General features: G+C 69.6%; 14 protein-coding genes. 8 read left to right on the top strand and 6 right to left on the bottom strand.

Features of this window, described 5'->3' with window-relative positions; all coding sequences use genetic code 11:
- Nucleotides 1-159 precede the first annotated feature (159 nt).
- From ITJ61_RS09540 to ITJ61_RS09530, 3 genes are all read left to right on the top strand, one after another.
- Nucleotides 160-2,253, top strand: a complete 2,094-nt coding sequence (locus ITJ61_RS09540; RefSeq protein ID WP_104298143.1) for an acyl-CoA dehydrogenase — start codon at nt 160-162, stop codon at nt 2,251-2,253.
- 113 nt (nt 2,254-2,366) lie between these two features.
- Entirely contained in the window at nt 2,367-3,713 is a 1,347-nt protein-coding gene (locus ITJ61_RS09535) for an FAD-dependent oxidoreductase (RefSeq protein ID WP_194686043.1), read from the top strand.
- 9 nt (nt 3,714-3,722) lie between these two features.
- Nucleotides 3,723-4,184: a flavodoxin domain-containing protein gene (locus tag ITJ61_RS09530; RefSeq protein WP_104240202.1), complete on the top strand. Its 462-nt coding sequence runs from the start codon at nt 3,723-3,725 to the stop codon at nt 4,182-4,184.
- A 29-nt stretch (nt 4,185-4,213) separates the two neighbouring features.
- On the opposite strand, the gene ITJ61_RS09525 is transcribed toward ITJ61_RS09530, so the two are convergent.
- Nucleotides 4,214-4,711, bottom strand: a complete 498-nt coding sequence (locus ITJ61_RS09525; protein ID WP_104240203.1) for an Lrp/AsnC family transcriptional regulator — start codon at nt 4,709-4,711, stop codon at nt 4,214-4,216.
- A gap of 571 nt (nt 4,712-5,282) precedes the next feature.
- Between ITJ61_RS09525 and ITJ61_RS09520 the strand changes: the two genes are divergently transcribed.
- Together ITJ61_RS09520 and ITJ61_RS09515 are read left to right on the top strand one after the other, a co-directional pair.
- On the top strand, nt 5,283-5,987 hold the full coding sequence (locus tag ITJ61_RS09520) for a cyclase family protein (RefSeq protein WP_104240246.1): 705 nt from the start codon (nt 5,283-5,285) through the stop codon (nt 5,985-5,987).
- A gap of 19 nt (nt 5,988-6,006) precedes the next feature.
- Nucleotides 6,007-6,771, top strand: coding sequence for an IclR family transcriptional regulator (locus ITJ61_RS09515; RefSeq protein WP_323744333.1), 765 nt, complete (start codon nt 6,007-6,009; stop codon nt 6,769-6,771).
- Nucleotides 6,772-6,805: 34 nt separating this feature from the next.
- Here ITJ61_RS09515 and ITJ61_RS09510 read toward each other — a convergent pair whose 3' ends face one another.
- The 3 genes from ITJ61_RS09510 to ITJ61_RS09500 are packed head-to-tail and all read right to left on the bottom strand — an operon-like array spanning nt 6,806 to nt 10,290.
- Nucleotides 6,806-7,558 (bottom strand): IclR family transcriptional regulator, encoded by a 753-nt coding sequence (locus tag ITJ61_RS09510; RefSeq protein ID WP_104307777.1) that lies wholly within the window; start codon nt 7,556-7,558, stop codon nt 6,806-6,808.
- A gap of 51 nt (nt 7,559-7,609) precedes the next feature.
- Nucleotides 7,610-8,776 (bottom strand): alanine racemase, encoded by a 1,167-nt coding sequence (alr, locus tag ITJ61_RS09505; RefSeq protein WP_104342550.1) that lies wholly within the window; start codon nt 8,774-8,776, stop codon nt 7,610-7,612.
- Nucleotides 8,773-10,290, bottom strand: coding sequence for an amino acid permease (locus ITJ61_RS09500; RefSeq protein ID WP_374953248.1), 1,518 nt, complete (start codon nt 10,288-10,290; stop codon nt 8,773-8,775). The genes alr and ITJ61_RS09500 overlap by 4 nt, the downstream gene beginning before the upstream one ends.
- A gap of 255 nt (nt 10,291-10,545) precedes the next feature.
- On the opposite strand from ITJ61_RS09500, the gene ITJ61_RS09495 reads away from it, so the two are divergent.
- The 3 genes from ITJ61_RS09495 to ITJ61_RS09485 all read left to right on the top strand — a co-directional run bounded on the left by ITJ61_RS09495 (nt 10,546) and on the right by ITJ61_RS09485 (nt 14,082).
- Complete coding sequence (locus ITJ61_RS09495; RefSeq protein WP_194686042.1) at nt 10,546-11,631, top strand: homoserine dehydrogenase; 1,086 nt, start codon at nt 10,546-10,548, stop codon at nt 11,629-11,631.
- Nucleotides 11,628-13,052 (top strand): aldehyde dehydrogenase family protein, encoded by a 1,425-nt coding sequence (locus tag ITJ61_RS09490; RefSeq protein ID WP_323744332.1) that lies wholly within the window; start codon nt 11,628-11,630, stop codon nt 13,050-13,052. Before ITJ61_RS09495 ends, ITJ61_RS09490 begins: the two co-directional genes overlap by 4 nt.
- Nucleotides 13,053-13,188: 136 nt before the next feature.
- Nucleotides 13,189-14,082, top strand: coding sequence for a neutral zinc metallopeptidase (locus tag ITJ61_RS09485; RefSeq protein ID WP_104240207.1), 894 nt, complete (start codon nt 13,189-13,191; stop codon nt 14,080-14,082).
- A 290-nt stretch (nt 14,083-14,372) separates the two neighbouring features.
- Here the strand turns inward: ITJ61_RS09485 and ITJ61_RS09480 are convergent, their stop codons facing one another.
- Together ITJ61_RS09480 and ITJ61_RS09475 are read right to left on the bottom strand one after the other, a co-directional pair.
- A complete protein-coding gene (locus ITJ61_RS09480) occupies nt 14,373-15,206 on the bottom strand; it encodes an aldo/keto reductase (protein WP_194686041.1) in 834 nt (277 codons plus the stop codon).
- Nucleotides 15,207-15,302: 96 nt separating this feature from the next.
- Nucleotides 15,303-16,244, bottom strand: coding sequence for a LysR family transcriptional regulator (locus tag ITJ61_RS09475; protein WP_194686040.1), 942 nt, complete (start codon nt 16,242-16,244; stop codon nt 15,303-15,305).
- Nucleotides 16,245-16,313: the final 69 nt, after the last annotated feature.

Below are 16,313 nucleotides of genomic sequence, written 5' to 3'. Positions count from 1 at the left end.
TGGCGGGTCAAGCTAACGCTTGGCCCGCTGAGTTGTATGAAGTGTGCAATTCGGGGGCTCGAGTGGCGCGTGATTCTCGTGCCCTCCCACTGGGAAATGGCGAGTGTCGGTGGCCCGTCTTAGCGTGGATGCACCCCCGAACGTTGCAAAGGAGCATCCGTGTCTGACATCAGCATCAACGATCCGGAACTCGACGAGCCTGTCGCTCTCGAGCAGAGCCGCATCGATGTCGGCTGGCTGTCGCAGCAGCTGCTCGGCACCTGGCCGGAGGAGCGGCTGCGCGCGCGAGCGAACTCGGCCCGGCCCGAGCTCTGGCGCGATCCGGCTCTGGCTATGCCGGAGCATCGTGACCGCGTCATGGGCCAGCTGCGCATCCTGGTCGAGGAGGGGGCAGTCAACCTGGCCTTCCCGAAGCGGCTCGGCGGCGGCGAGAACCACGGCGGCAACATCGCCGCGTTCGAGGAGCTCGTCGTGGCAGACCCGAGCCTGCAGATCAAGGCGGGCGTCCAGTGGGGCCTGTTCGGCTCGGCCGTCATGCACCTGGGCACCGAGTACCACCACGACACGTTCCTTCCCGGCATCATGAGCCTCGAGGTGCCGGGCGTCTACGCCATGACCGAGACGGGCCACGGCTCGGATGTCGCCTCGATCGGAACGACCGCGAGCTACGACGAGGGCACGCAGGAATGGGTCATCAACACCCCGTTCCGCGGAGCCTGGAAGGATTACCTCGGCAACGCGGCGCTGCACGGCAAGGCCGCGGTCGTCTTCGCGCAGCTCATCACGAAGAACGTCAAGCACGGCGTGCACGCCTTCTACGTGCCCATCCGCGACGACGACGGCGGCTTCCTGCCCGGCGTCGGTGGCGAGGACGACGGCGTCAAGGGCGGCCTCAACGGCATCGACAACGGCCGACTGCACTTCACCGAGGTGCGGGTGCCTCGGCGCAATCTCCTCAACCGCTACGGCGACGTCGCGGAGGACGGCACGTACAGCTCGCCGATCGAGAGCCCTGGGCGTCGCTTCTTCACGATGCTCGGCACGCTCGTGCAGGGTCGCGTCTCGCTCGATGGCGCCTCGGTGGCCGCCTCGAAGGTCGCGCTCAAGATCGCGGTCACCTACGCGAACGAGCGCAGGCAGTTCGCCGGCGGCGATGGCGAGGAGACGGTGCTGCTCGACTACGGCATGCACCAGAAGCGGCTCATCCCGCGTCTCGCGACGACGTATGCGCTCAGCTTCGCGCACGAGAACCTCCTCAAGCAGTTCCACGGCGTCTTCTCCGGCGAGCTCGACACCCCCGAGAACCGGGAAGACCTCGAGACCCTCGCGGCGGCGCTCAAGCCCCTCTCGACCTGGCACGGCATCGATACCCTCCAGGAGGCCCGCGAGGCCTGCGGCGGTGCCGGCTTCCTCGCCGAGAACCGAGTCGCGCAGCTGCGCCACGACCTCGACATCTACACGACCTTCGAGGGCGACAACCACGTGCTGCTGCAGCTTGTCGGCAAGCGCCTCCTCAGCGACTACGCCGAGCAGTTCAAGGGTGCTGACCGGGGGCAGGTGACGCGCATCATCGCCGAGCAGACCGCCGAGCGCGTCTACTCGGGCTCCGGGCTCCGGGGCATCGGCCAGATCGTCCTCGACCGCGGCAGCCGCGCGCGGTCCGTCGGCTGGCTACGCCAGCCTGCCACGCAGCACGAGCTGCTGACGGCGCGCGTCGAGACCCTCGTCTCCGAGATCGCCGCCAAGCTGCGCAACGCCAAGAAGCTGTCCAAGGCCGAGGCGGCCGCGCTCTTCAACCGCAACCAGCCGACGCTCATCGAAGCGGCCCGCGCGCACGGCCAGCTCCTGCAGTGGGAGGCGTTCACCGACGCGATCACCACCATGCCGGAAGGCAAGACCCGCCAGGTGCTCACGTGGCTGCGCGATCTCTTCGGTCTGGGCCTCATCGAGGAGAACCTCGCCTGGTACCTCATGTCGGGTCGGCTCTCCGTGCCCCGCGCTCAGGCCGTCTCCGCCTACAGGGAGCGCCTCATCGCGCGTCTGCGCCCGCATGCCGCTGACCTCGTCGATGCCTTCGGCTACGGGCCGGAGCACATCCGCGCCTCCATCGCCTCCGGCGCTGAGCGCGAGCGGCAAGACGAAGCCCGCGCCTACATGCGCGCGCAGCGGGAGTCGGGCACTGCCCCGGTGGAAGAGAAGGCGATGCGCGCTGAGGAGAAGCTCAAGCAGCAGAAGGCGGGCGCCAACGCCTGACGCTCGCGCGCCGAGCCGCGGCCGGCCGCCAACCTGAAGCGGCGGCCTGGGTCGAGGTGCGATACTCGGCGGAGCGTTTCCCGCGCCCCGTGAGTCGAGGAGAGCATCACCGCATGACCGTTGAACCCCGACGTGCCGTCGCGATCATCGGCAGCGGCCCGTCGGCCTGCTACACGGCGCAGGCGCTGCTCAAGCTGCGCCGCGACGTCGAGATCGTCATGTTCGAGCGGCTGCCCGTGCCGTATGGGCTCATCCGCTACGGCGTCGCCCCGGACCACGTCGGCACGAAGGCCGTGACTCGGCAGTTCGATCGCCTGTTCACCCGCTCGGGTGTGCGCTTCCTCGGCAACGTGGAGGTGGGGCGGGACGTCGAGTTCGATGCCGTCCGCAGCGCGTTCGACGCGACGGTCGTCGCCACGGGGCTCCACGCCGATGCGGAGCTGCCGCTTCCCGGCTTCGACGACGAACGGGTCATCGGCGCTGGTCGGTTCATGCGCATCCTCAACCAGCATCCCGGCGACGAGATCTCGCTCCCGCAGCTGGGGAGTCGGGTCGCGGTCGTCGGGAACGGCAACGTCGCGATCGACGTCGTGCGCCTGCTCGCCAAGCACGAGACCGACTTCGAGGGCTCTGACGTGCACTCGCCGCTGCTCGACGCCGCAGCAGGCGAGCTGCAGGTCATCGAGGTGCTCGGGCGGGCAGGCATCGACGACGCCAAGTTCACACCGTCGCTGCTTGCCGAACTCGGGCGCATCGACGATGTCCGCGTCGAGGCCTTCGGCGTCGACGACAGCTCTCTGGCGGACACATCGACTCGGTCCGCACAGGCCGTCGCCCTGGCCGGCCTCCTGGATCGACCGCAGCCGGAGAACCCGCGGGTCACGGTCCGCCTTCGCCTCGGCGTCGCGCCGGTGGCGCTCGCACAGGACGGCGAGACCCTCCGCCTGTCGCTCGCCGGACCGGGCGCGTCCGAGGCGCTCGCCGCCTCGACGAGCGCCGAGCCCGCATCCATCGACGTCGACTCCGTCATCACGGCCGTCGGCTTCCACCGCGGCGACGCGCACCTCCTGCACGCGCTCCTCGGTCACGAGGACGATGTCTTCGCGGCGGGCTGGGCGAGACGGGGCCCCAAGGGCACCATCGCCGAGAGCCGCGCCGAGGGCCAGACGGTCGCGCGCGAGGTCGACGCGTGGCTCGCGTCCGCGGCGCACGAAGCGCACGGTGAGCGGGCCGCGCTGCTCGAGCGGCTCGAGGAGAGCGCCGTGAGCTTCGCCGAGTGGAGCACGATCGATGAGCACGAGCAGCGCCGGGCTGGCCCGGGGCGCGTGCGAGCGAAGGAGCAGAACACCGAGACGCTGCTGCGCATCGCACGCGGCCGAGCCGAGGTCGACTCCTCCGATGCGCACGCCGAGGCCGGTCGTGCGAGTGTCCAAGACCCCCACCCCGCAAGCAACACCTAGGAGCAGCACATGAGCATTGTCATCCTCTACGGCACCGAGTCGGGCAACGCCGAGCTCGTGGCCGGCGACCTCGCCGACGCCATGCCGGACCGCGACGTCATGGTCGAGGACATGTCGGTCTTCGAGCCGGAAGAGCTCGAGGAAGGCACCTTCTACCTCTTCGTCTGCTCGACGCACGGCGACGGGGAGCTCCCGAGCGGTGCCCTGCCCTTCTGGGAGGAGCTCGACGCCATCCGTCCCGCGCTCGACGGGTACCGCTACGGCATGTTCGGGATGGGTGACACCACCTACTCGGACACCTACAGCCAGGGGAGCGAGCACATCGACCGGCTCATGACGGAGCTCGGCGCGCAGCGCGTCGGCGAGTACGGTCGCCACGACGCCAGCTCGCGCCAGACGGCGAGCGACGCGGCGCTCGCCTGGCTTCCGACGCTGCTCGCGGCGCTCGAAGCGGCCGGCATCGACGCGTAGCGCCCGTCCGACTGGCCTTCCGCCGCCCATCACGCATCAGCGATGGGCGGCGGCGTGTGTCCGGCAGGTGCTGGGGGAGGGCGGCGGATGGCGGTGGAGAGCGAGAGCGACGTGACGGTGTCCGAGACTCCGGGAATCGCGGCGATGCTCTCCCAGACCTCTTTGATGCGCTCGACCGATCGCGCTTCGAGCAGGACGAACAGGTCGTAGTCGCCCGTCAGGATGTCGCACCTGGTGACCTCGGGGACCTGCGCGAGGGCAGCGAGCACGTCGGAGCCGCGCATGCGGTCGGAGCGGTACACGAACAGCACCGCCGAGATCGGGGTGTCCTGGCTGCCGGCGTCATGTCCCCGGACCAGCGTGTAGCCCTCGATGACGCCGTCGCGCTCGAGTCGCTCGATGCGCTGCTTGACGGCGTTCCTGGAGAGCCGCACCTTGTTGCCGAGGGTCACCAGCGGGGTTCGCGCGTTCTTCGTGAGTTCGCGCAGCAGCTGCGCGTCGATGTCGTCGCGTGGTCGCATCGTCATTGTCTGCTCCCTCTTTGAGTGTGACATTAGCACTCTCGCGTGGTTATATGGCATGGGCGCGGGACAAGAATGACGCGATGGCGCGTCAGAGAAGAGGAACACCATGGTTCTCAGCACGACGGTTCGAAGCAGGATCCGGATCTACTGGCCCGTGCAGCCGGAGACGTTCGCCAAGGTGGTCGCTGGCAACGCCGCGGTCTTCGCAGACAGCCCAGACGTACGGCCCCTGAGAGAGGCCCTCTCGTCGTTCCCGGAGGTCGGGGACTTCGGCGACTACAAGACGGTGACGGAGGTCTCGATCGGCTTCGAGGGCTTCACCGTCGGCCCAGGGGCTCAGCCGACGCTCGGATCCGCCGGCGAGCGCACCATCTCACCGACGCTCGCCGTGACGACCCACGTCGAGAGCGAGCTGGGCTCTCACCGGCTCACGGAGATCCTCGAGCGCATCGTCGAGGTCCATCCGTGGGAGGTTCCGGTCATCGAGGTCACCGAGGGCGTGACGCTCGTCTCGCGCGCCAGAGACGAGCCTCCTGCCGCCCGCAGCGATCTGTGGCCCCAGCTGCGTTCGGCCATGCTCGGCCGCACGTTCACGGACCTCACGCACGCCTTCCATGCCGGCCAGCCGCGCTTCCCTGCATTCCCAGACGAGGAGCGGACGGAGATCTTCTCCCTCGACCGCGGCGATGGCTTCACGGCCCACCGGTACTCGATCATCGGCCAGTGGGGCACGCACGTCGACCCGCCCTCGCACTTCGCGCAGGGCGGACGCAGCCTCGATGAGCTGCCCGTCGCGGAGATGATCCTTCCGCTGGTCGTGCTCGATATCAGCGCGCGTGCCGCAGTCGACCCCGATGCGACCCCGACGCTGCAGGACATCGAGCTCTGGGAGAGCGAGCACGGGAGGATCCCCGCTCGATCCTTCGTCGCGCTGCGCACCGACTGGAGCACGCGGTGGCCTGACGCGTCGGCCATGGCGAACGCGAGCGCCGACGGGGTCAGCCACGTGCCTGGATGGAGTCGCGAGGTGCTGACGTTCCTGGTCACCCAGCGTGATGTCGCGGCGGTCGGCCACGAGCAGACCGACACCGACCCGGGCTCCGCGACCTCGGTGGGCGACTTCAGCCTCGAGCGGTATCTGCTGGAGCAGGACCGCTGGCAGATCGAGCTCATGGCGCACCTCGACCGCGTCCCAGCGGCGGGGGCGGCTGTGGTCGCGACGTGGCCCAAGCCCCTGGGCGGCAGCGGATTCCCGGCGCGCGTCTTCGCCATCCACTGAGCGTCGCTAGGCTGGCCGCGTGGACTCCAACTCGAGCATGGGGCGTGCGCTGGACGTGCTCACGACCCTCGCCGACCTCACGCGCGTGGCGCCGCACCGGGCGACCGTCGCGCAGGTCGCGGCGATGCTCGAGCGTGACCGCTCGCAGGTGTCTCGGACGCTCAAGTTCCTCACGGAGGAAGGGGCGGTCACGAGGCTCGAGGACCGGAGCTACCAGCTCGGCTGGCGGGGCTACGCCACCGCTCAGGAGCTCACCGATCGTCGCCTCCAGACCGACGGACTCACGCTGCTCGAGGAGCTTGCCGAGAGGACGCGCGAGGCCTGCTTCATCGGCGTGCTGAGCGGTGACAGCACGGTGACGATCGTGGAGGCGCTCCCGACGGCCGCGCGCATGATCGGGTCATGGCTGGGGCGCCCCTACCCCGCGTTCTGCTCGGACGCGGGGCAGGGGGTGCTGTGGGATGCCACCGACGACGAGATCGCCGCGGTGCTCGCCGCGACCGAGTTCCGGGCCGCGGGCCCGAACGCCGCGGCCAGCCTCGAGGAGTTCCTGGCGAGGCTCGCGGCTGCGCGCGAGCGTGGCTACTCGATCGTGGATGAGGAGGCCGAACCGGGCCTGTACTCCGTGGGTGCTCCGGTGTACGACTTCCGGGGCGAGGTGGTCGCCGCCGTGCAGATCGTCGGCACGCGCGAACGGCTGCGCCCGAAGACGGCAGAGCTGGGTGCGGCCGTTCGGGACTCCGCCCTGACGCTGTCCACGATTCTCGCCGCTCCAGCGCACTGAGCGTCGCGCGCTCCCGCGCGCATCCGCTCGCTGCTCAGGAGTCGGCGAGCGCGCTGAGGCGATCGGCCGCCGCCGCCATGGCCGCGATGAGACGCGGCTGGGCCGTCTCCGGGAGCGCCCGCGACACACAGCTCAGGGCGGCGACGATGGCCCCTTCCTCGCCGCGAATCGGAGCAGCCAGGTCGGAGGTCCCGTGCTCGAACTCCTCGAACGCGTCGATGTGTCCGGTCGCGCGATCGCGAGTCAGTCGTTCGGAGAGCTCCGTGATCGAGTAGGGGGCTCTCGGGCCGCCGACTCCGACGAACTGTGCGTTCCCGAGCAGCGCCTGGAGCTGATCGGTCGACGCATCCCAGAGCAGCGCCCTGCCGGCTCCCGTGCACCAGATCGGCGTCACCATCCCCGGGCGGACGGAGGTGCTGGCGCCGGACGCGGGCGACTCGAACCTGAGGAGCAGGGCCCGGTCACCGAGCGACGCCGAGATGCGGGCATCCACCTGGAACGCGGAGACGAGCCCGCGGAGCTCTCGACGTGCCTCCCGGAGCCACGGCATCTGGCGTGCTGCGGCCACTTCGAAGTGACGGGGGCCCGGCCGGAAGGCGAGGTCCCTGTTCTTCTCGAGCATGCCCAGCTGGACGAGCTCCTGAGTGAGTCGCGAGACCCGGCTGCGTTCGAGCCCCGTGTGGTCGGCCAGTCTCGAGACGGTGAACGCGCTGCGTCCCGTCGCCTCGCGCTGCGTTGCCGCGGCGAGCAGCTGCAGGCCCTGGGAGAGCGACGACTGCTGGTGCATGCGAGGCTCCCGTCTCGTGAGGCTGCTGGGCAACTCGGTGATCGTGACGTTTCAGCCTAGCGTCGTGGCACGCTCCAGGGCGTGCGCACCCGTTGCCTTCCGCGGGAGCATTCTTCCCCACGCCGTGTAGAGGTCGGCGGCGAGGTGCCCATGCGCGAGCTCCAGGTCGGCGCCGGTCACTTCCTCACCGCCCTGTCTGCCGTAGAGGACCACCTCGTCACCGGGGAACACGCCGTGCACCTCCGTGACGTCGATGGTGAGGCAGTTCATGGCGAGCAGGTCGATGACGGGAGCCCGCTTGCCGCGGATGAGGACTTCGGCTCGACCGCTCAGGTCACGGGGGTAGCCGTCGCCGTATCCCACCGGAACCGTGGCGAGGACGGAGTCCCTCGCGAGTGCATGTGCGCGGTTGTAGCCCACGCTCTCGCCGCGCGAGTAGCCGTTGACGGCCGCGACGCGCGACTTGAGCGCCATCGCCGTCCGGAACCGCTTCGGGTCGGCGGCCGTGTCGCCGTAGAGTGCCGCGCCGATCCGCACGAGGTCGAGTCTCGACTCCGGGACCGTGAACGCGGCGAAGGAGGTGGCGCAGTGCCGGTCGATCGGCGAACGCGCGCCTCGCTGCGCGAGGGTCGCGCGGATGACCTCGGATTCGGCGACGAACCGTGCCGTGCCAGCCCGGACGTCGTCCGCATCCTCTTGAGGGAAGTGCGTCGCGACGCCGCGCACGTCGAGGCCTGGGAGCGAGGCGAGCGCGCGCAGCTCAGCCAGTCCCGCGTCCCGGGAGACGTCGACGCCGTCACGTGAGATCCCGGATGAGTTGATGGAGAGGTGCACCGGGATGCTCCGTCCAGCGGCGACGGCGACGGCCGACGCGGCGGTCGCGTGGGGGAACCCGCCGATCCATTCCTCGATCATCCACGCCGTGCCCGCCTGCATCTCCTGCGGCTGCGCTGAACGCAGCCGCAGGAGACGCCCCGTGAAGCCAAGGGCGCGGAGTTGGGCGGCTTCACGGTTCCTCGAGATGCCGAGCATCTCGATGTCGTGGGCGATGACGACGGGGCCGACGAGATCGATGCCGTGCCCGTAGGCGTCGGACTTCAGCACGACGCAGAGCGTGCTGTTGCCGGCGAGCTCTCGCTTGATCTCCCGAAGGTTGTGGTGGATGGCGTCGAGGTTGATCTCAACCCAGACCGGCTCCGCCGTCATCGCGGTGGTCATGACGTGTGGCTCCTCGGTGCGTCCAGCTGCTCAGCTGGGGCGGACGCAGCTTCCTCGTCGACGAGGAGCGCCGGCTTCGCGCCCCGGCGCGTGTACCGCCACCAGAAGACGACGTAGCAGGCGATGACGAAGGGCACGCCGAAGTACAGTGCGGCGATCTGGTTCGGGTCGAACGCGATCGCCACGATCGAGATGCTGAGGAGCGCGAACGCGAGGATCGGGACGAACGGGTAGAGCGGGGTCCGGTAGGCCAGGGTGCTGACGTCGCCGCCGGCCCGGACGAACTTCCTCCTGTGGAAGAACTGGGACGCGACGATCGACATCCAGACGGCGACGACGGCGAAGCCTGCGACGGAGACGAGGACGAGATAGACCGTCTCGGGCGCCATGACGCTCGAGATGAGCGAGGCGAGCCCGCCGAGCATGCTGACGCTGAGGGCCGTGAGGGGGATGCCTCGCCGGGTGAGCTTCGTGAATGCGCGTGGGGCGTGCCCCTCCTCGGCGAGGGAGAAGAGCATCCGCGCGCAGGAGAAGAGTCCGCTGTTGCCTGCGGAGAGCAGCGCCGTGATGATGACGAAGTTCATGATGTCGGCGGCGAACGGGATGCCGATGTACTCGAAGACGGTCACGAACGGGCTGTCGGTCACGCCGGTCTCCTCGTACGGGACGATGGCCGCGATGACCGTGATGGCGCCGATGAAGAAGATGACGAGGCGCAGCACGGTCGACTTGAGCGCACGCGGGATGTTCTTCGCCGGGTCCTTCGTCTCGCCGGCCGCGACGCCGATCAGCTCGGAGCCGCTGAAGGCGTAGAAGACGGCGAGGGCGGTCACCAGCACCCCGGAGATCCCGGTCGGGAAGAGGCCATCCGGCGTCTCGAAATTCGTGAAGAACACTGGGCCGTGCTCGGCGGCTGGGCCACCGAACGGGGCGAAGCCGACGATGGCCGCGCCGCCGAGGATGATGAGCACGACGATGGCGGCGACCTTGACGATCGAGAACCAGAACTCCGACTCCCCGAACACGCGCGCCGAGATGGCGTTCATGCCGAAGAGCGCGGCGGCGAACACCAGGCACCAGATCCAGACGTCGACGCCCGGGAACCACCGCTGCATGAGGATCCCGGCGGCGGTGAACTCGGAGCCGAGGGCGACGGCCCAGCAGAGCCAGTAGAGCCATGCTGTCGTGAACCCGGTCGCGGGGTTGATGCTCCGGGCCGCGTAGATGTGGAAGGCGCCCGAGACCGGGTAGGCGACGGCCAGCTCGCCCAGGCAGGTCATCACGAGGTAGACGACGACGGCGCCGATGCCGTAGGCGAGGACGGCGCCGAGGGGGCCAGCCTGCGAGATCGTGTAGCCGGAGCTCAGGAACAGGCCAGAGCCAATGACTCCGCCGAGCGCGATCATGACGAGGTGACGCGCGCCCATGGATCGTTGCAGCTTGCGCAGGGGAACTTGGGTCGACGTCGTGTGCGGGAGCGAGTTGGGCAGCTCTTCGTGCGTTGAGGGGGACATGGGCTCACCTTTGAGTTCTGTGTCGCGGTCGAGGAGCAGTGTGCAACATAGCCACGCGTTGATGCCTATATTGCATCCTCTGGAGGTAATTCCCAAGTATCCCGACGAACTGCCCCGACGCAAGCGTCCGAACCCGCGTCAGGCACATGGGCAGCGAGGCGAGCAGAACGGCAGCCACGAGCAGCGAAAAGACAGCATCGCGCTGCCGCCACTGCAACCCAGGCTGAGGGCACCTAGAACACACAAGGAGACACCGTGAGAAATTACGATCTGGCCCTCATTGGGTTCGGCGGCGTCAGCCGAGCCCTCGCAGAGATCATCAGCAACGACGCTGCACGCCTGACCGCCCAGCTCGGCTTCACCCTCAGAGTCGTCGCCATCACCGACCTCGCCTTCGGATCGCTGGTGCAGCCTGGCGGAATCGACATCGAACATGTCCTCGCGCTGCCCCGCGGCTCCGATTTCGGGGGACTGCCAGGCGGATCGGCAGACCCGAACAACCGAGAGGTCATCCAGGGATGCACGGCGGACATCGTCGTCGAGGCCACCTTCACGAACCCGAGCGACGGAGAGCCTGCGGCCTCCCACGTCAGGTGGGCACTGGAATCCGGCAAGCACGTCACGACGACGAACAAGGGGCCGGTGGCCCTCCACGCCGCGTCGCTCAGTGCGCTCGCGGCGACGCGAGGGCTGGCGTTCGAGTTCGAGGGCTCCGTGCTCAGCGGAACCCCGATCCTCCGGTTCGCGCAGCAGATGCTCCCTGCGCTCACCGTGACCTCCGTCGAGGGCATCCTCAACGGCACGAGCAACTACGTCCTCGGACGCCGCGAGGCGGGCGTCTCGCTCGAAGCCGCGATCGCTGAAGCGCAGCAGCTCGGGTACGCGGAAGCCGACCCGACCGCGGACATCGAAGGGTCGGATGTGCGGCTCAAGGTCGCCATCCTCGCGCAGCAGGTCCTCGGTGTCGACGTGCCGACGACCGAGGTCGTCACGGAGGGGATCTCCGGCATCACCGATGCGGACATCGTGGAAGCCGCGGCGCAGGGTCTCAGGTGGAAGCTCGTCGGCTCGGCGACGCGCACCGCAGAGGGCGGGGTGGAGGCGCGCGTGCGGCCCGTCGCGCTCAGCGCGGAGCATCCACTCGCCGGCATCGCCGGCCCGACCAACGCCGTGACGTTCACGACGGACCTGCTCGGCCAAGTCACCGTGGCCGGGCCAGGAGCAGGCCGAGTGGAGACGGCGTACGCGCTGATCTCCGACCTCGTCGCCATCGACAGGGCGGCATCGCAGCGCGTCGCCCCCGAAGATGAGCTCGTCGGGCTGTTCGGGGCGACGCTGTGACCGCCCTGTCGTCGCTTTCGAGGGAGCACCGCACGCTCGCGGCCCGGGGGGAGGAGCTCGTCGTCACGAGCCCCGCCGATGGAGCCGTCGTCGGCGGGGTCAGGCAGCACCTCGCAGAAGACCTCCCCGAGATCCTGGCCCGAGCGCGGGCGGGCAGCCTCGTCGCCAAGTGCCTGTCGCGGCATGACCGAGCGAGCGTCCTCGAGCGCGCCGCCGACCTCCTCCGTGACCGGTCGGAAGCCGTCGCCGACCTCATCGTCGCGGAGGCCGGGAAGACCATTCGCCAGGCGCGCAAGGAGGTCTCGCGCTGCCAGAACACCCTCAAGCTCTCGGCTGCCCAGGCCCGCAGCAACGCGGGCGAGGTGATCCCGTTCGACGCCTACGAAGGCGAGGAGACCCGAACGGGATGGTTCACACGGGAGCCGCTCGGCATCATCGTCGCCATCACGCCGTACAACGACGCGCTCAACCTCGTCGCGCACAAGGTCGGCCCCGCCATCGCCGGGGGGAACTCCATCATCCTCAAGCCGTCGCAGCTCACGCCGCTGACCGCCAGGCTCCTCGTCGACCTCCTCGTCGAAGCGGGCCTCCCAGCGGAGGTGATCACCACCGTGCACGGCGACCGTCGCCTGTCGCAGGCGCTCGTCTCGGCCAGGGAGGTCCGCATGGTGTCCTTCACGGGAGGGTTCCGGACGGGTGAGGCGATCGCCGCCTCCGCCGGCATCAAGAAGGTCGCCATGGAGCTGGGAGGCAACGCGCCCGTGCTCGTCTTCGCTGACGCCGACATCGAAGCCGCCATCGGGCGCTGCGTCTCTGGATCGTTCTGGGCTGCGGGGCAGAACTGCATCGGCACGCAGCGCATCATCGTGCACGAATCGATCGTCGAGCGCTTCCGAACGGCGTTCGTCGCCGCCGCCTCCGAGCTCACCGTCGGCGACCCCAGGCAGGAGACGACCGACGTGGGCCCGATGATCAGCACCGCGGCCGCCCGATCGGCGGAGGAAGCGGTCGAGGCCGCCGTTCGCGCGGGGGCCGAGCTGCTTCTCGGCGGTCGCGCCGAAGGGCACATCTTCCCGCCGACCGTCCTCACCGACGTCCCTCGCGAGCAATGCGTGTGGGCGGAGGAGGCCTTCGCGCCGATCGTCGTCATCGAGGCCTTCTCCACCTTCGAGGAGGCCTTGGATCTCGCCAACGAGCCCGAGTACGCGCTGCACGCTGCGGTCTTCACGGGCAGTCTCGCGACGGCGATGCGAGCGACTCGCGAACTCGACGCCGGAGCCGTCATGGTCAACGACTCCTCCGACTACCGCTTCGACGCGATGCCGTTCGGTGGTGCCAAGTACGGGAGCATGGGGCGCGAAGGCGTCCGGTTCGCCTACGAGGACATGACGCAGACCAAGGTCGTCGGCATCCTGGAGTGACCCGCATCGCACGGGCGCCGTGAACGAGGGCGAGCGGATGCAGTCGGCGTGTGCATCCGCTCGCCGCTCGGCCTCGGTTTGGGAACGCTCGCCGATCAGCGCCCCGACCGGCCGCCCAGCGGAGTAGATTGCGCGCATGACTTTCAACGAGAACGCGAAGCTCGACACGAGCGGCGTGCAGAAGCGCGGCCGGGGGGCCAAGACCGCCGCGATCGGCGGCGGCTCGATCGGCCTGCTCATCGTGGCGTTCCTCGCCTCGCAGTTCCTCGGAGTCGACCTGACGGGGCTCGTCAGCGGCGTCGACACGGGCCAGCAGTCGCAGGAGCAGGTCGAGGGTACCGGCCTCGAAGCCTGCCAGACCGGCGCTGACGCGAACGCGCAGATCGAGTGCCGCATGGTCGGCGTGCAGAACTCGCTCGCCGACTTCTGGGAGACCGAGAGCGCGGCCGTCGGCGTCACGTACGAGCGGCCCGGGTTCATCCTCTACGAAGGCCAGACGAGCTCGGCCTGCGGCACCGCGTCCAACGCGGTCGGCCCGTTCTACTGCCCCGGCGACTCGTCCATGTACGTCGACACGTCGTTCTTCCAGCTGCTCACCTCGCAGCTGGGTGCCAAGGAGGGCCCGCTCGCGGAGATGTACGTCGTCGCGCACGAGTGGGGCCACCACATCCAGCACCAGATGGGTGTCTTCGACACCACGAACCGGACGGACACGGGGCCGACCTCTGACGGCGTGCGCATCGAGCTGCAGGCCGACTGCTTCGCCGGCTCCTGGCTGGGCGCCGCGGCGACCACCGAGACTGCCGACGGCGTGACGCTCCTCGAGCCGCCGACGCGCGAGCAGGTGGATGTCGCCCTGTCGGCAGCATCCGCCGTCGGCGACGACCACATCCAGGGCCAGCAGGGCCAGGTGAACCCGGAGTCGTTCACGCACGGCACGAGCGAGCAGCGCGTGAACTGGTTCGTCACGGGCTACGAGCAGGGCACCGGCGCCTGCGACACCTTCGCGGTCAGCGGCAGCCAGCTCTAGCGTCCGCCGCGCGTCGCGCCGGCGCGCAGCATCGTGGCCCGGTGCCGCCCATCGTGAGATGAGCCGCACCGGGCCACACCTGTCTCCGGCAGCGAGGCGGTCCGGCGACCCGGCGCGCTCCTCGGGCTGGCCAACTTGCGTGACGAGCGTGCGCAACAGACGCCGGACGCCGCCCGAGGCCGCGGCTCGTCCCGGAAGTTGGCCAGCGGCGGCCGAATGCGCCACCGGGAGGGTCCGCCTCGGGTTCCCGGCGAGAGGTGTCGCCGCGGGCTCCCCGCGAGAGCTCCCGCCTAGAACTCCTCGTGCGTGTCCGGGTCCTGGCGCCAGATGCGTCCGCGCTCGAGGGCGGAGAGCGCATCCACCTCGGCCTGGTCGAGCTGGAAGCCGAAGATGTCGAGGTTCTTCGCCTGGCGCTCGGTGGATCGTGACTTCGGGATCGGCACCGAGCCGAGCTCGACGTGCCAGCGGAGAATCGCCTGCGCTGGCGACACCTCGTGCGCGGCGGCGATCTCGGCGACGACCGGGTGCTCGAGCAGCTCACCGCGACCGAGCGGGCTCCACGCCTCCGTCACGATGCCGTGCTCGGCGTGGAACGCGCGGAGCGCGGCCTGCGGGAAGAACGGGTGCAGCTCGATCTGGTTGACGGCGGGTGTGACACCGGTCGCTTCGACAATCCTCGTGAGGTGCTCCGGTGTGAAGTTCGAGACGCCGATGGAGCGCACGCGGCCGTCCTTCTGCAGCTGCACCAGGGCCCGCCAGGTGTCGACGTACTTCTCGAGGCGGGGCAGCGGCCAGTGGATGAGGAGCAGGTCGAGCTGCTCGAGCCCGAGGCGCGCGATCGACTCGTCGAAGCCCGTGAGGGTCTCGTCGTAGCCGTGGAAGCGGCCGGGGATCTTGCTCGTCACGACGATCTCGGAGCGTGGCACCTCGGAGGCGCGGATGCCGCGCCCGACGGCTTCCTCGTTGTCGTAGCTGATGGCGGTGTCGAGCAGCCGGTAGCCGAGCGCAAGCGCCTCGCGAGTGGGGCCTGCCGAGTCCTCGCCCGCGTGGGGGTAGGTGCCGAAGCCGATCGCGGGGATCGTGGTGCCGTCGTTGAGCCCGAGTGCAGGAACGTTGCTGGTCACTGTTCGCCTTCCGTCATTTGTCAGAACAAAGCGAGCCTAGGGTGTGCGCTCGGGAGGTTTCCGACCGTGACGCACGGTGCCGCGTCGATGCTGCCGTCAGGTGGCGGAGGTGGGGGAGTGGAGGTCCGCGAGCGCTTCCGTGATGGCCGCGCGCAGGCCGGCCGGCGGCTCCTCGCGCGTCGCGAGCACCACCTCACGCGTGAGCGTCGCGGGATCGATGGGCACGAATGCCACCGCGTCGTCGTGCCAGCTCGCCACCGAGGCAGGGACCACGGCGACCAGCTGTCCCGCGGCGATCATCCCGAGGATCGCGGGGTAGTCGTCCGAGCGCATCCCCGTGCTGGCTTCGAACCCGGCCCTCCTGCAGTGTTCCCGGGTCGCCTCGTCGAGTGTGTCTCCACCGGAGGCGCCGAACGCCCAGCGGTCGTCGCGCAGCTCGCTGAATTCGCGGACCGGCTGCCGGCGCTCGGCGGTCGCGAGCGGATGCTCGCGGGGCACGGCGAGGAAGAGCGGCTCGGCGAAGAGGAGCGTGGTGGTGATCTCGGGGGACAACGGCGTCGGCAGGTCCGACGCCTGGAACAGGACCGCCGCGTCGAGCCGCCCCTGCTCGAGCTGCCGGCCGAGGCGCTCGCACTCGTCGAGGGTCAGTTCGAGGCTGAGCTGCTCTCGTTCGGCGCGGCTCAGGATGCCGGGCACGACCAGGGCGCCGAGCGTGGGGAAGATGCCGAAGCGGACGAGGCGTCGCTCGTCGTCGAGCCAGGCGTCGAGCTCGGCGAATGCCCGGCGTCCGCCCTCGAGCAGCTGCCTCGCCCGAGGTGCGAACACGGTGCCGGCTGCGGTCGGCACGCTTCCCCGGGGGCCTCGCTCGAGGAGCTTCGTGCCCGCCTGCTGCTCGAGGCGCTTCAAGTGGTGGTCGACGGTCGGGTGGCTCCAGCCGAGTGCCGTCGCCGCGGCTGAGACGGAGCCCGCCGCGAGCACCGCGTCGAACGCCGCGAGTCCGCGGAAGTCGGGGAGGTCCGCGGATCGGCGATCATGCATAGCTTCAGTCTAGGACTGAGGCGACCCCGGCAACCTGCCATTCTGTCTTGGAAGCCGGGGTGCCACGAT

Origin of the sequence: Pseudoclavibacter sp. VKM Ac-2888 (genome assembly GCF_015351285.1) — a bacterium.
Taxonomy (GTDB): domain Bacteria; phylum Actinomycetota; class Actinomycetes; order Actinomycetales; family Microbacteriaceae; genus Pseudoclavibacter.
The sequence above is the reverse complement of the archived record's forward strand: the minus strand, read 5'-3'. Positions and strand labels throughout refer to the sequence as shown.

Bases quoted from the DNA above. Each gene is read 5' to 3' on its own strand.
- ITJ61_RS09475 (WP_194686040.1), bottom strand. From the start codon at position 16,244: ATGCATGATCGCCGATCCGCGGACCTCCCCGACTTCCGCGGACTCGCG.
- ITJ61_RS09535 (WP_194686043.1), top strand. From the start codon at position 2,367: ATGACCGTTGAACCCCGACGTGCCGTCGCGATCATCGGCAGCGGCCCG.
- ITJ61_RS09530 (WP_104240202.1), top strand. From the start codon at position 3,723: ATGAGCATTGTCATCCTCTACGGCACCGAGTCGGGCAACGCCGAGCTC.
- ITJ61_RS09525 (WP_104240203.1), bottom strand. From the start codon at position 4,711: ATGACGATGCGACCACGCGACGACATCGACGCGCAGCTGCTGCGCGAA.
- ITJ61_RS09500 (WP_374953248.1), bottom strand. From the start codon at position 10,290: ATGTCCCCCTCAACGCACGAAGAGCTGCCCAACTCGCTCCCGCACACG.
- ITJ61_RS09485 (WP_104240207.1), top strand. From the start codon at position 13,189: ATGACTTTCAACGAGAACGCGAAGCTCGACACGAGCGGCGTGCAGAAG.
- alr (WP_104342550.1), bottom strand. From the start codon at position 8,776: ATGACCACCGCGATGACGGCGGAGCCGGTCTGGGTTGAGATCAACCTC.
- ITJ61_RS09510 (WP_104307777.1), bottom strand. From the start codon at position 7,558: ATGCACCAGCAGTCGTCGCTCTCCCAGGGCCTGCAGCTGCTCGCCGCG.
- ITJ61_RS09520 (WP_104240246.1), top strand. From the start codon at position 5,283: ATGCTCGGCCGCACGTTCACGGACCTCACGCACGCCTTCCATGCCGGC.